Raw genomic sequence first — 13,586 nt, forward strand, 5'->3', positions numbered from 1 at the left:
TTTTCGCTTGTGTTACCCATATCCGGACACATCCCTTCGTTAATATTATATTTCACTAAAGGGTGTCCATGAAACTATACTAGCATCACTCTTCATAAACAAGGAATAGTGAAATATCGAAAAGAAGGAAAAATGGCATTTTATTCACTGGAAGATGAACATATTAAACAATTAATCACGATTGCTTTAGCCCATAAGAAAGAAGTGAAAGTGAATGTCTAATCAACAAACCTTACCATCTGAACAAGAAATGAAAACCTATCGCGTTCAAGGATTATCTTGTACAAATTGTGCAGCCAAATTTGAAAATAACGTGAAAAATTTAGAAGGTGTAAAGGACGCAAAAGTAAATTTTGGAGCATCCAAAATTACAGTTTATGGTGAAACAACGATTGAAGAATTAGAAAAAGCAGGGGCCTTTGAGAATTTAAAGATTCAGGATGAAAAAGAACAAAGGATAGAGTATAAGCCTTTTTGGAAGGAAAAAGAAAATATTAAGGTTTATATTTCGGCTGCATTGCTCATTATTAGTTGGTTTCTAGGAAGGCAATTTGGTGAAAATAATATTATCCCTACGATTGGATATGCTGCATCGATTTTAATAGGTGGATATTCCTTATTTATTGAAGGCCTTAGAAATTTAAGTAAATTTAAATTCGATATGGATACGCTCATGACGATCGCCATAATAGGAGCCGCGTTGATTGGACAATGGGGTGAAGGAGCAACCGTTGTGATCCTTTTCGCCATTAGCGAAGCCTTAGAGCGTTATTCAATGGATAAAGCTCGTCAATCGATTGGAATGTTGATGGATATCGCTCCAAAAGAAGCGTTAATTCGCCGTGAAAATGAAGAAATAATGGTTCACGTGGAGGATATTCAAATCGGTGATATTATGATCGTCAAGCCTGGGCAAAAATTAGCGATGGACGGAATAGTTATAAAGGGTACATCCACATTAAATGAGGCTGCTATCACTGGAGAAAGTGTTCCAGTAACCAAAACCATTGATGATGAGGTCTATGCTGGCACATTAAATGAAGAAGGATTATTAGAAGTAAAAGTAACCAAACGGGTTGAAGATAACACATTATCGAAAATTATTCATTTAGTAGAAGAAGCTCAAGCAGAGAAAGCACCTTCTCAAGCATTTGTTGATAAATTTGCAAAATATTACACACCAGCTATCATCATTTTGGCTACATTAATTGCGATTATTCCACCGTTATTATTCGGAGGAGATTGGAGTTACTGGATATATGAAGGATTAGCTGTATTAGTGGTTGGTTGCCCTTGTGCCTTAGTTGTTTCAACTCCAGTTGCAGTAGTTACTGCCATAGGAAATGCGGCAAGAAACGGTGTTTTAATTAAAGGTGGGATTCATTTAGAAGAAGCAGGTCACTTAAAGGTTATTGCTTTTGATAAAACAGGTACACTTACAAAAGGTATTCCAGCGGTTACAGATATTGTGACATTTGGTGGAAATGAAAATGAGTTGATGACGATTACAGCTGCCATCGAAAAGGGTTCCCAGCATCCACTTGGTACAGCCATTATAAGAAAAGCAGAAGAAAATGGATTGAATATTAATGGAGTTTCGGTTGAAGAGTTTCAATCCATTACAGGTAAAGGCGTAAAAGCGAAAGTAAATAATGAAATGTATTATGTAGGAAGTTCAACTCTTTTTGAAGAATTGCACGGTAGTATCGAAAACGATAAAAAACAAAAAATTGAAAAGATGCAAACACAAGGGAAAACGGTGATAGTGTTAGGAACGGAAAAAGAAATTCTTTCGTTTATTGCTGTTGCTGATGAAATAAGAGAATCATCGAAATCCGTGATCCGTAAACTTCATCAAATTGGAATTGAAAAAACTGTTATGCTTACAGGTGATAACAAAAGAACAGCAGAAGTCGTCGGAAAAGAAGTAGGTGTTTCTGATATTAAGGCCGATTTGCTACCAGAAGATAAATTAAATTTCATTAAAGAACTTCGAGGGAAAAATCAAGGTGTCGCAATGGTCGGTGATGGTGTGAACGATGCACCTGCTCTTGCAGCTTCAACTGTTGGTGTTGCGATGGGAGGAGCTGGAACCGATACAGCATTAGAAACAGCTGATATTGCGTTAATGTCTGATGATTTAAGTAAATTGCCATATACCATCAAATTAAGTCGTAAGGCTTTATCTATCATCAAACAAAACATTACATTCTCTTTAGCAATTAAATTAGTAGCATTGTTGTTAGTAATCCCCGGTTGGTTAACGCTTTGGATAGCGATATTTTCCGATATGGGAGCAACATTACTTGTAACGCTAAACAGTTTAAGGTTATTGAAGGTTAAAGAATGATGAATAACAAGGAAAAAGACCATCTTACCTAAGGTGGTCTTTTTATTTCGTTCAATGTATGAATTTGTATAAAAACATACATTCATTTTCGCTTATTCTCTTGTCTTTTCCCTTTTTCTTCGATAGGATTGAGACATCCTACAAAATCGTACATTCAAATCGTTGATTTTTAAAGGGAAGGAGAAAAGATGACGACACCAAAAAATGTGCAGCCAATCCGTAGTCAGCAGCAATTAGACGATATGAAATGGGCGTTAAAACGCCACTGTTTGCCCCGAGATTACATTTTATTTGTGTTAGGGTGTGAAACAGGCCTACGGGTTGGAGACCTGCTTAAAATCAAAACTGAAGCGATTCTGAGGCTGAAAAACAAAAAAGAGAAGGTTTTACGAGTAAAAGAAGGAAAAACCCAAAAAATCCGCGATATTTATATTGGCCATTGTTTTGAGGAAGTGTATGAATACGCAGCTGGATTAGACAGTGAGTGGCTCTTTCCATCCAGGAAAGGAAACCGGCCGATTACACCGACACAGGCTTATCGCCAGCTGAAAAAGGCGGCTGATTTTGCCGGAGTAGAGCATGTTGGTAATCATACGCTCAGAAAAACATTTGGCTATTGGTTTTATAAAGCCACGAAGGATATTGCCACGTTGCAAGAGATTTTGAACCATTCTCATCCTTCTGTTACTCTCCGTTATATCGGGATCACAGAAGAAGAAACTCAAAATGTCTTGAAACATTTTAGCGTGTTTCAGGATAAATAAAAATTCGGACTGTACAAAATGACAGTCCAAAAATTTTACTCCGAATAGCTTGTAGCTATTCTTTTTTATTTCTACGAATCTGATCGCAAATCTTATTTCAGTTTGCTAGTCTCGAAGGCATACATCTCCTGCGCGCACCCACCATTATTAGGCTGCAATGTTGAAAAAATTGTCAAAAACACAAAAATATTGTAAAATAATATAAATTTTTCAATAATTGGCATTATCTTATTATTATCACCATACACACGGTTGGTAAAAAAGGGGGGAAGCTTAATGATTAAAATTAGTTCACTTTTGGATCAAGAAAAAATCAAAGAGGGAATGGAAAAAGGTATTCTAAAGGAATGGATGATTACCACCTATTCTGATTTTCGAAACTCGTTACTTGATGATTCTGCTCCATATCCTTGTTATTTTGCAGTAGAAGCAGAAAAAAATGGGCTTATTCGTTATATATTTGCTGAATCGGCTTACGATACGCATGAATTATTAAATATTAGAGACGGAGTTTATGAATACATAAAAAGCTACAAATCTATAGGTAAAAGAACGACACTAGTTATCTTTTTTAAACCTTCAGAAAATGAATTGCGAGCAGAAGACTATAAAAAACAATTTTGGAATGTTGTTAAATTTTTGAATGAAAATGATCCGGAACCTTGGCCTTCCGAAATTCCAAAAGATCCAAATCATCCTGAATGGGAGTTTTGTTTTGGAGGAGAACCCATCTTTTTAGTTTGCCGGGCGCCGTTTTATTCGGATAGGAAAAGTAGATTTACTGCTAATGGTCTTGAAATTACGATGCAACCTCGTGGTACACTTGACGATATTACGGCTGATACGAAATTGGGTCAACAGTCTTGTCCATCGAAAAACCATATTTAGACTCTTTGATATAGTTTTCCAGACAGGCTCTCTGATTATAAAATCTCCAAATATCCATAGGTTCCCAGTCCATCGTTGTCACAATGGCTTCATAATCCCAGAGAAAATCAAACAATTGAAGCTGGTCTTCCTCATACTTGTCAGCTTTTCGGATGACCGCAACTCTTCTTGGCTTTTCCCAGGAAGTTGCTTGGTAGTAGACTGTTTTTCCCTCTATAACAATCAGCTCATCATCAACATACCGGATCCACGGAGAATTGTCGTTTTCAACATACTTTTTCAATCTTGATGTCCATTTCAGTTTGCCGGCGTAGTTAATCTTCTGCTGCTCCCAATAACTGTAAAACTTTTCTCCGCCAAATCCCTTGTCAAAACGGGCGTACCGGATAAGGTACTGAGCGGAGAGCAATCGATAGGTTTCCTCGGCAAATTCAATTCCGTTGTCAGCTGAATGGACGTTTTCCGGTCTTAGCACACCGTTTAAGCAAAGATGGGATTTTCCTTCAAAAACGAGAAGGGGGTGGTAGCTTTTTCTGCCCGGCTTATGGGGGTTCACCCCGATTTTCGCTCCCTCCTGGTTTCCATAAACCGTTTCGACACTTGAATCAAAGTCAAGAATGAGATCGGAATCCAGCTATGGTTCGATGATGTCCATCACCCGTTCTTTGAATTCTATGGCAGCATCCTCGATTTTCTCCAACCTTAATAGATCCTTGCTTAAAAGCGTATAATGCGGGCATTTTCCTCCTAAGAAAGCACGAATCAAAGGGTCATTCTGGAGTGATTGAAAATGAAACATACGGGAGCAATCTGCCATCCAGCCCGCAATCAGATATACAAATATTTTACTTAGAGGAATTTGCCATTGTCTTTCTTTAAGCAATCAAACCCCCGGAAAGTCTGCTGGATTTTCATCCGTTCCAGAAATTGCAGAAATGGGAGGATGCCACTAAATTTTGTACTATTCTTTAAATTGAATTCATATTTAATTCTTGAGACAGGAATGATATAATTCACCTTAAAGGTGCCCCCTTTCTTGGTTATTGTTTTTTTCTCAAAATCAATTATACCAAAGGATGGGGCACTTTTTTATTTTAAATTACTATTTTACTTTCGTAATCTGGGATTAAATATTTGCGATATGCCGGTCGGGACTTTGCGGAGAATGTCGCAAATCATTGGCAAACAGCCGAAAGATTTGGATGTGCGCTATTTCGGGCTGAACCATTTCGGCTGGTGGACGAGTATTAAAGATAAAGAAGGCCATGAATATTTGCCGGAGATCCGCGATTATGTCGCGAAACATGGTTATTTGACCCAGGTTGAAGTGGATACCCAGCATATGGACCAAAGCTGGCAGGAAACGCACAAAAAAGCGAAAGATCTTTTGGCGGTCGATCCGAGATTTTTACCGAATACGTACTTGAAATATTACTTTTACCCGGATTATGTGGTGGAACATTCTGATATCCATTACACGCGGGCAAACGAAGTTATCGACGGAAGGGAAAAAGAGGTGTTCTCCACTGCTCAAAGAATCGTTGAAAAAGGGACCGCTGAAAAGGAATCTTTTTCTGCCGGCAGCCATGCGACATTTATCGTCGATCTTGCCCGTGCGATTGCCTACAATACGCATGAAAGAATGGTCATGATTGTGGAAAATAACGGCGCAATCGCAAACTTTGATGATGATGCGATGGTGGAAGTCCCGTGCATTGTCGGCACGGACGGCCCGGAACCGCTGACCCAGGGCAGAATCCCGGAATTTGAACGGGCGCTGATGTACCAGCAGGTCACCGTGGAAAAACTGGTCGTGCAGGCTTATGTCGAAGGCAGCTATCAAAAATTGTGGCAGGCGCTGACCCTTTCAAAAACCGTGCCAAGCGCAAAAGTCGCAAAAGCATTGCTGGATGATTTAATCGAAGCCAACAAGGAATATTGGCCGGAATTGCATTAATTGGCCTTGCAGGTTTAAAAGAAGGCAGCAGCGGAAAGTGCCTCTTTTTAAAAACGAACCGGGTACTTGAGGCAACCAAAATACTGCCGAGAATGAATAAAGGGCCGTGAAACATATACATTTAAGGCGGCTGTCAAGCGGGACGGCAGGCGTTGGTTTTCTCAAAAACGGTCCGGAGTGCGAAGGTTGAATGAGGTATACCGGCCGGAATTGAAATAATGGAAGGGGCGAAAAGGAATGCGGGCTTTTCGCCTTTTTCATGAAGCGTGGAGATTCGAGGATTGGTGCTAACTGGTTAAAAGACCCCCGGAACAAGGCAAATGATTTCAAACAGCAGCTCATTTTCATACGGGTATTCCGGGTGATGCAGGACCACCATTTTTTTCCTTGTTATGTTAAAGTAAGGGTATTCAAAAAATACGGGAGGGAAGCATATGTTTAAACTTTTTTCAAAAAAAGCTGTAGTGGAAGAACTTGTTGCGCCAATGAGCGGGAAGGTTGTTCAAATAGAAGATGTGCCGGATGAGGTGTTCAGCCGGAAGATGATCGGGGATGGCATAGCCATTGAACCGGATGAAGGCGTTGTGGTCTCACCGGTGGACGGGGAAATTGTCCAGTTCTTCCCAACGAAGCATGCGGTTGGGCTGGAGACAAAGAGCGGCTTGGAAATATTGATTCATATCGGCATGGATACTGTTGCTTTGAACGGGGAAGGGTTCGAAGGCTTTGTTCAACAGGGGGATCGTGTAAAAGCAGGTGATAAACTGGTCACCTTTAACCTCGAACAAATCAGGGAACGTGCGGAAAGTATCATTTCCCCTATCGTCATCACCAATTTCGATGCCGTGGATACGCTAACCAAAACCGCTGAAACATCGGCAAAACGCGGTGAATCGGTGTTATTGACGGTGAAAATGAAATAGCTTTCCTGCAGATGGAAAATGGGAAGACACACGCCCATCTAAATGCACGGATACATTTGGAACGATGTCTTCCCATTTCTTTACGCTATTTCAATGCATGAACAAAATCAGCGTAACATTACGGGCGGGATGCCGAAACTTCCCGCTTTTTTATTGTTATGCCTGCAGCAGTTCCTCAATCTTTGCCTCCAGCTCTTCCGGTTTTGTCCGTGAGCCGTAATAGCCGATGACATGGCCGTGCCGATCGACGAGAAATTTATTAAAATTCCATGTAATTTTTTTCTCCCCTGCCTGCTCGAGCAATTCGGCAAACAGCGGGTTCATTTCTTTCCCCTTCATTTTACTTTTTTTAAACAACGGGAATGTTACGCCATAGTTGGCTTGGCAAAATGCTGCAATTTTTTCGCTTTCGTCAAACTCCTGTTTCATGAAACTGTCGCTCGGAAAGCCAAGCACGGCAAACCCCTTGTCTTTGTACTTTTCGTAAAGGTGCTCCAGCCCCTCATACTGGGGTGTAAATCCGCATTTGCTTGCCGTATTGACAATAAGCAGCACCTGGTTTTTATATTTGGCCAAAGACTCTTTCTCTTCTCCAGTAAGCCGTTCAAAAGAATAGTCGTAAATGGACATCATCAGTCTCCTTTTCCCCGGAAATTTTATTTCTTGTCATTATCGTAAAGTGAATGTGGGGACATGTCAAATGATGGGCTGGTGATATCACGGCCTGGTTTTGTGGCTCTGTTGTTTGGGCGGACACCAACTGTTCAAGGTGTGAAAGTAAATGAGTGGAGTAGGAAAAAATTGCAAAAAATGATTTATTTCAGACTGGATAAATATTAAAATAGGTGTATGAAGATACACACTCATATTTTTTAAGGGGGGGATGATGGTGCCCGTTTTTTGATCAACAGCAAATGAAGATGCCATTTTAACAAACAGCGGGTTGGCAGTATTAGCTGTCAGAGACAGATGGAGTTTTAATTGCAGGGAGAAAAGTGAGCACATGAATATTTTTAGCTACATTGTTTTAGGGCTTTCCCTCTCAGTGCCAGTTGGCCCCATTACGATTGAAATGGTTAAGAGGGGGATCAAGAAAGGCTTTTTGCATTCCTGGTTTGTCGGCTTGGGCGGGATGTCCGCCGATGTTGTTTTAATGTTTTTGATTTATTTCGGTGTATCTACATATTTAACTACACCAGTTGCGAAGCTGATGATGTGGATTTTCGGGTGTATCATTCTTGTATACTTAGGCTATGAGAGCATTAGAGATGCTTTTAGAGAAATCACCATACCAGAGGAGAAAAAGAAAGGAAATTTGCTGCAATCTTTTCTGTCAGGCTTTTTGATTGCGATCTCTAATCCACTGAATATTATATTTTGGATTGGCATTTATGGGTCGGTTTTAACCACAATTTTAAATACGGTAAATTCGGGAAAAGCTTTACTTTACAGCAGCGCGATTTTTATTGGGATAGCTGCCTGGGATATAACGGTAGCTTCTTCCGTTCACTTTGGAAGAAAATTTGTTCATCAGCGTTTTTTAAAATGGCTGTCTGTCATTGCCGGGATTGCCTTAATTGGATTTGGCATACATTTCGGGTATCAAGCCGTGAAAAGTTTGTATTTAGTAGGCATCGGCCACGAATAACCAGGTGGTTTAGGATGCTACATGAAGTCATCGCGCTTACGGCCATACAAAAGGCTTTTTTCTTTTTTAGAAAAAAGTAGCCGCTTCCGCAATGCCCCATCTTTCGCATATTTGCTTTTTCAATTCTCATACTAAAGGCGAAGGAGGGATGATCATGCCAAAACGGAAGCACGATGCCGAACAAAAGAACAAAGAAGGCTTTGACTCAGCCAAAACCGATTCCGAGTATTCAAGGGAATTGCAGCAGCTGGGCGATGGGGCAGGCAGCGCGGCAGCCAACCGCATGCACAAAGAAAAAGCAAAAAAGATGAAATCCTCCAAAAACCAGGGAGAATGGAAAGGAATGCATTGAAAACGGGTCTTCACTCTTTAAGAGTGAGGGCTTTTTTGCGGTGGCGGGTCTTGCGTTACCTTGGTACATTTGTACATTGAAAGCAGTGACAAATTGGCAACGGGAATGCCTGAATCCAGTTTATGGAGCCAAATGACGCATAATGGATATGGATTAAAAAACGGCTACAAGAAAGTTTAAAGACGATCGAAGAAAAAATTCCTTTTTTGCAAAATGTATTCCAAGAGGTTCGAATTTCGGAGCAATTAGATGACGCTGCTTTGTACCAGTTTGCGACAGTTGTGAATTAGTATCCAAAACCAAATTCAGATGATTATGCCGAAATATTTGATGAATTGCTTGACCTGCTTGTCCACAGGTCAGGAAAGACAGGAGCGGAGATTATAACTCCTCGAGTTATCGCTAAACTGCTTCCATTACTGCTGAACATTCAGGAAGGCACAGTCTATGACGGAAGCTTTGGAACCGGTCGCCTCTTGGCATATGCTTACCGCTATGCAAAAGAAAATGGTTGCAAAATAAAACTGGTTGGACAGGAAATAAACGCGAGGGCCAAATGGGTATTTCCGGTACAAATAAAAGACTTCATCGGTAATGGAATTAGGTGTCATTACAGCGCTGTAAGGGAGATCTTATGGAGGTGTAAGATGAAAACTTATGATGAACCAAGATTTTTCATTGGAGGAAATCCATTTTTGATATAATAGAAGCATATTAAGCTGTACTAATAAAAAGCACACAACAATCAGCTTGGAAGAAAAATGATGATCCACAGCTGGCATATTAATATGGATATACGAATAAGTTTGCACGTCATGTGAGGATTTTTTGCAATATATATCAACATGTTTCAAGAAAAATTGGATGAATCGATGGAATTTGATTTAGACTTAGACGTTGATACAGCCAATATGTGATTCGAGAAATATAACAAATGGGGGATATGAATTGATTACATCAGAAGAGATGAAACGCAGATTATGGGATGGGGCAAATGAACTACGAGGTTCAATGGATGCCAGCCGTTACAAAGATTATATGCTTGGATTAATGTTCTATAAGTTTTTGAGCGATAAGACATTAGAAACGTTCAAAGTGACCAGTGGTATTGGGCAAATGTCTGAGTTTGAACTATTGGAAGAATACACAAAGGCAAAAGCAGAGTACGGCGAGGAGCTGGAGAAAATGATTCGGCACGTACTCGGTTATTATGTTTCGCCTGAGTATCTCTATCAGACTTGGTTAAAAGACATTAAATCAGGAGATTTTGAAGTTCAAAAAGTAACGGACAGCTTGAATCACTTTGAGCGTACGATTGCTGTGTCTGGTGATTCAGATGACTTTCAAGGACTATTCTCAAGTTCAACGCTTGATTTAACAGATACCGCTTTAGGCAGCAACTTAAATGAACGTAGCAAAAATATTAAGGCACTGATCTTGTTATTTGCAGACCTGAACATGGTGAAATTGCAAAAAGGCGATGTACTTGGAGAGGCGTATGAGTATCTTATTGGCCAGTTTGCGATGGAGTCAGGGAAGAAAGCTGGGGAATTCTACACGCCACGACAGGTCAGTGAAGTCATGGCACAAATTGTAGCAAAAACCTCAGAAATCAAGTCAATTTATGACCCGACTGTAGGCTCTGGTTCGCTACTTTTAACAGTTGGAAAGCACTTAGATGAAGATGCTCAAAAGAATCTGAGTTATTACGGGCAAGAAAAGAACACAGCAACCTATAATCTAACCCGTATGAATTTGTTGTTGCATGGTGTTCGGCCAGAAAAAATGACCATTAAAAACGGAGATACACTTTCTCAAGACTGGCCAGAAGATCCAGAACGTCCAAATGAAGGCATACAATTTGATGCAGTAGTGATGAACCCACCATATTCTGCGAAAAATTGGAACAGAGCAGGGCTGAAAGTGAGTGATCCTCGTTTTGAAGTTGCTGGGGTATTACCACCGGACTCTAAAGGGGATTTTGCTTTCCTTTTGCATGGATTATTCCACTTAGGTCAAAACGGTACAATGGCAATTGTTTTGCCTCATGGGGTCCTGTTCCGTGGTTCGGCAGAGGGCGAAATTCGCAAACGATTGCTTCAGAAAAATTACATTGATGCCATTATCGGCTTGCCAAGTAATCTATTTACCAATACAGGTATCCCAGTCGTTGTCATCATATTAAAGAAGAACCGAAAAATCGACGAGCCTGTTCTAATTATTGACGCTTCTCACAGCTTTATTAAAGTTGGCAAACAAAATGTCCTGCAGGAAAAAGACATCGCAAAAATTGTGGATACATATGTTGAACGAAGAGAAGAGGAGGGGTACAGTCATCTGGCGACACGAGAGGAAATCATGAAAAATGAGTATAACATGAATATTCCCCGCTATATCCAGGCAAATGAGGAAGAGATTCCGCACGATGTGGATGCGCATCTACTTGGCGGGATTCCTCAAAAGAACGTTGACGACTTGAAGATTCTGCAGTCGACAGTGCCAGATGTTTTGAAACAATCATTAAAAGAAATTCGTGACGGCTATGTCGAACTTTTAAAGCCTGTTGAGGAAATTTCTGAGGATGTATTCAATGACGCTCGGATTATTAAAATATCAAAGGAAATCGAAAGCAAAACAAAAGCCTATATCGATAAATACTGGGATGTTTTACGAAATGTTGACAAAAGCAGTAGCTTGACGCAGTTAATGGACGAAATGCTGGTTGAAATCAAGCAGATCCTTTCGTCATTCAAATATATTGATGTTTATGATGGCTACCAAATTGTGGCGGAGATATGGAAAAATACACTGGCACATGATACGGAAATTATTGCGCTAAGTGATTTCTATACAGCGGGACGCACGCGCGAGCCTAATATGGTAACGAAAGGATCCGGAAATAAAAAACGTGAAGAACAAGACGGCTGGGTTGGCAGTATTGTACCGAATGAGTTGATTGCGAAACGTTTATACAGTGATGAACTAAAAGAAATCGAATCAAAGAAAACTCGCATTCAAGAGATTGAAACGGAGCTTTCTGATTTGGTTGAGGCTGCGAAAGTGGAAGAGAGCGATGAAGCCAACGCTTTAGGTGAATGCTTGAATGAAGCTGGTGAGGCTTTTGAAAACAAATTAATCAAAGCAGCGTTAAAAAAGACAAGCAAGGGAACGGTTGAATATAGCCTACTGAAAAATGTTGAGAAATTATTTGCGGATAAATCATCCCTTAACAAAGCCGTGAAAGCGGATGAAAAAGCGCTCAAGGAAGCTGTACAAGAACGTATTTTAACTTTGACAAATGATGAAATTGACAACTTGATGTATGAAAAATGGTTTGGCAACACGCTGGATGCCATAGTTGGTTTGGTATGGAAACCGATAAAAAAAGAGTTGGATACATTGCAAATGCTACACAATCGCTATGCTGATACCTTGTCAGCAATTGATGAAGAAATTCGAGACTCAGAAAAAACATTACAAGCCATGATGAGTGAATTGGTGGTGGAAGAATAATGGAACAAACAAAATTGGTGCCAAAAAGAAGATTTAAAGAATTTCAAAACGCTCACGCTTGGGAACAGCGGAAGTTGGGGGAAGTAATTGAGGGATTATATAATGGGCAAACTCCTTCAAGATTCAGAGATGACTTTTGGAATGGCAGTATTAACTGGTTATCAAGTGGAGATTTGAATCGCTCGATTGTTAAAACGGCAAGTGAAAAAATAACGGAAGCTGGGCGGGCTAGCGCAAATTTGCGAGTTGTTCCTAAAAATACCTTTGTTATGGCTATAACAGGACTAGAGGCTGCTGGTACTCGTGGGAACTGTGGAATTCTTGGAATTGATACAACGTTGAATCAGTCATGTATGGCGGTTTATCCAAATAAAAATTTGCTAAGTACTCAGTTTTTATTTCAATGGTATAGGATGGTAGGAGAAGAATATGGTACTAGATTCACACAGGGTACCAAGCAACAAAGTTATAACGCTGAAATTATAAAAGATCTTGATATATGCTTGCCAAAAAAAGAAGAACAAGTCAAAATAAGTCAATTACTTTCAGAACTCGACAACCTCATCACCCTACATCAGCGTAAGTTAGAAAAGACAAAAGCACTAAAATCTGCCTATCTTTCTGAAATGTTTCCCGCTGAAGGTGAGCGTGTGCCAAAACGGAGGTTTGCCGGGTTTACGCAACCTTGGGAACAGCGGAAGTTATCAGATATAACTGATAGTATTGGAACTGGGAAAAGTTCGTTTATTAAACATGAAAAATCTGCTGATAATCCCTATGCCATATTAGGTTCTACTTCTATTATTGGATATGATAGTGAGTTTGATCATGAGGGAGATTTTATTCTTACTGCTCGTGTAGGTGCAAACGCTGGTAATCTTTATCGTTATTATGGAAAAGCGAAAATTACTGATAATACTGTATTTATAAAAGGCAAAAACTTATCTTTCTTATATCCATTACTTGATCATTTTGATTTGAGAAAGCTTTCATTTGGCACTGGGCAACCACTTGTAAAAGCGAGTGAATTAAAAAATCTTCAAATCAAAACGCCTTCTTATGAAGAACAAATCCAAGTTGGAAACTTTTTCAACCAATTAGACTATCTCGTCACCCTTCACCAGCGCAAGTTAGAAAAACTACAAAATCTAAAAAAAGCATACCTTAATGAGATGTTTGTATAAAGGGAGA

At 39.9% G+C, this 13,586-nt stretch carries 9 protein-coding genes and 4 pseudogenes; 11 read left to right on the forward strand and 2 right to left on the reverse strand.

The window, feature by feature from the left end:
* Nucleotides 1–87: 87 nt before the first annotated feature.
* The 4 genes and pseudogenes from IC21_RS01460 to IC21_RS01475 all read left to right on the forward strand — a co-directional run.
* Nucleotides 88–222: pseudogene (locus IC21_RS01460) on the forward strand (transcriptional regulator); the annotation flags it as partial.
* Nucleotides 215–2,350, forward strand: coding sequence for a heavy metal translocating P-type ATPase (locus IC21_RS01465; protein WP_014097067.1), 2,136 nt, complete (start codon nucleotides 215–217; stop codon nucleotides 2,348–2,350). The pseudogene IC21_RS01460 and the gene IC21_RS01465, both read left to right, overlap by 8 nt.
* Before the next feature lie 188 nt (nucleotides 2,351–2,538).
* Nucleotides 2,539–3,114: a tyrosine-type recombinase/integrase gene (locus IC21_RS01470; protein WP_029142629.1), complete on the forward strand. Its 576-nt coding sequence runs from the start codon at nucleotides 2,539–2,541 to the stop codon at nucleotides 3,112–3,114.
* 276 nt (nucleotides 3,115–3,390) lie between these two features.
* On the forward strand, nucleotides 3,391–4,002 hold the full coding sequence (locus IC21_RS01475) for a YqcI/YcgG family protein (protein WP_013860496.1): 612 nt from the start codon (nucleotides 3,391–3,393) through the stop codon (nucleotides 4,000–4,002).
* Here the strand turns inward: IC21_RS01475 and IC21_RS01480 are convergent.
* Nucleotides 3,977–5,019: pseudogene (locus IC21_RS01480) on the reverse strand (IS1380-like element ISBco2 family transposase); the annotation flags it as partial. The gene IC21_RS01475 and the pseudogene IC21_RS01480 sit on opposite strands and share 26 nt — an antisense overlap.
* Before the next feature lie 109 nt (nucleotides 5,020–5,128).
* Here IC21_RS01480 and IC21_RS01485 point away from each other — a divergent pair.
* Both IC21_RS01485 and IC21_RS01490 read left to right on the forward strand, forming a co-directional pair.
* Nucleotides 5,129–5,959 (forward strand): annotated as a pseudogene (locus IC21_RS01485) (family 4 glycosyl hydrolase); the annotation flags it as partial.
* Between the two features lie 434 nt (nucleotides 5,960–6,393).
* Nucleotides 6,394–6,882, forward strand: coding sequence for a PTS sugar transporter subunit IIA (locus tag IC21_RS01490; protein ID WP_029142627.1), 489 nt, complete (start codon nucleotides 6,394–6,396; stop codon nucleotides 6,880–6,882).
* Between the two features lie 156 nt (nucleotides 6,883–7,038).
* Here IC21_RS01490 and IC21_RS01495 read toward each other — a convergent pair whose 3' ends face one another.
* Nucleotides 7,039–7,512, reverse strand: a complete 474-nt coding sequence (locus tag IC21_RS01495; RefSeq protein ID WP_029142626.1) for a glutathione peroxidase — start codon at nucleotides 7,510–7,512, stop codon at nucleotides 7,039–7,041.
* 373 nt (nucleotides 7,513–7,885) lie between these two features.
* On the opposite strand from IC21_RS01495, the gene IC21_RS01500 reads away from it, so the two are divergent.
* The 5 genes and pseudogenes from IC21_RS01500 (at nucleotide 7,886) to IC21_RS15805 (ending at nucleotide 13,579) form a co-directional block, all read left to right on the forward strand.
* On the forward strand, nucleotides 7,886–8,530 hold the full coding sequence (locus tag IC21_RS01500) for a LysE family transporter (protein WP_014097083.1): 645 nt from the start codon (nucleotides 7,886–7,888) through the stop codon (nucleotides 8,528–8,530).
* A gap of 154 nt (nucleotides 8,531–8,684) precedes the next feature.
* Complete coding sequence (locus IC21_RS01505; RefSeq protein ID WP_013860490.1) at nucleotides 8,685–8,882, forward strand: hypothetical protein; 198 nt, start codon at nucleotides 8,685–8,687, stop codon at nucleotides 8,880–8,882.
* A 317-nt stretch (nucleotides 8,883–9,199) separates the two neighbouring features.
* Nucleotides 9,200–9,586, forward strand: a pseudogene (locus tag IC21_RS01510) (N-6 DNA methylase); the annotation flags it as partial.
* Between the two features lie 244 nt (nucleotides 9,587–9,830).
* Entirely contained in the window at nucleotides 9,831–12,395 is a 2,565-nt protein-coding gene (locus IC21_RS01515) for a type I restriction-modification system subunit M (RefSeq protein WP_029142624.1), read from the forward strand.
* Nucleotides 12,395–13,579 (forward strand): restriction endonuclease subunit S, encoded by a 1,185-nt coding sequence (locus IC21_RS15805; protein WP_050996454.1) that lies wholly within the window; start codon nucleotides 12,395–12,397, stop codon nucleotides 13,577–13,579. The genes IC21_RS01515 and IC21_RS15805 overlap by 1 nt, the downstream gene beginning before the upstream one ends.
* The last annotated feature ends 7 nt before the right edge of the window (nucleotides 13,580–13,586 follow it).

This window comes from Heyndrickxia coagulans DSM 1 = ATCC 7050, assembly GCF_000290615.1.
Taxonomy (GTDB): domain Bacteria; phylum Bacillota; class Bacilli; order Bacillales; family Bacillaceae_C; genus Weizmannia; species Weizmannia coagulans.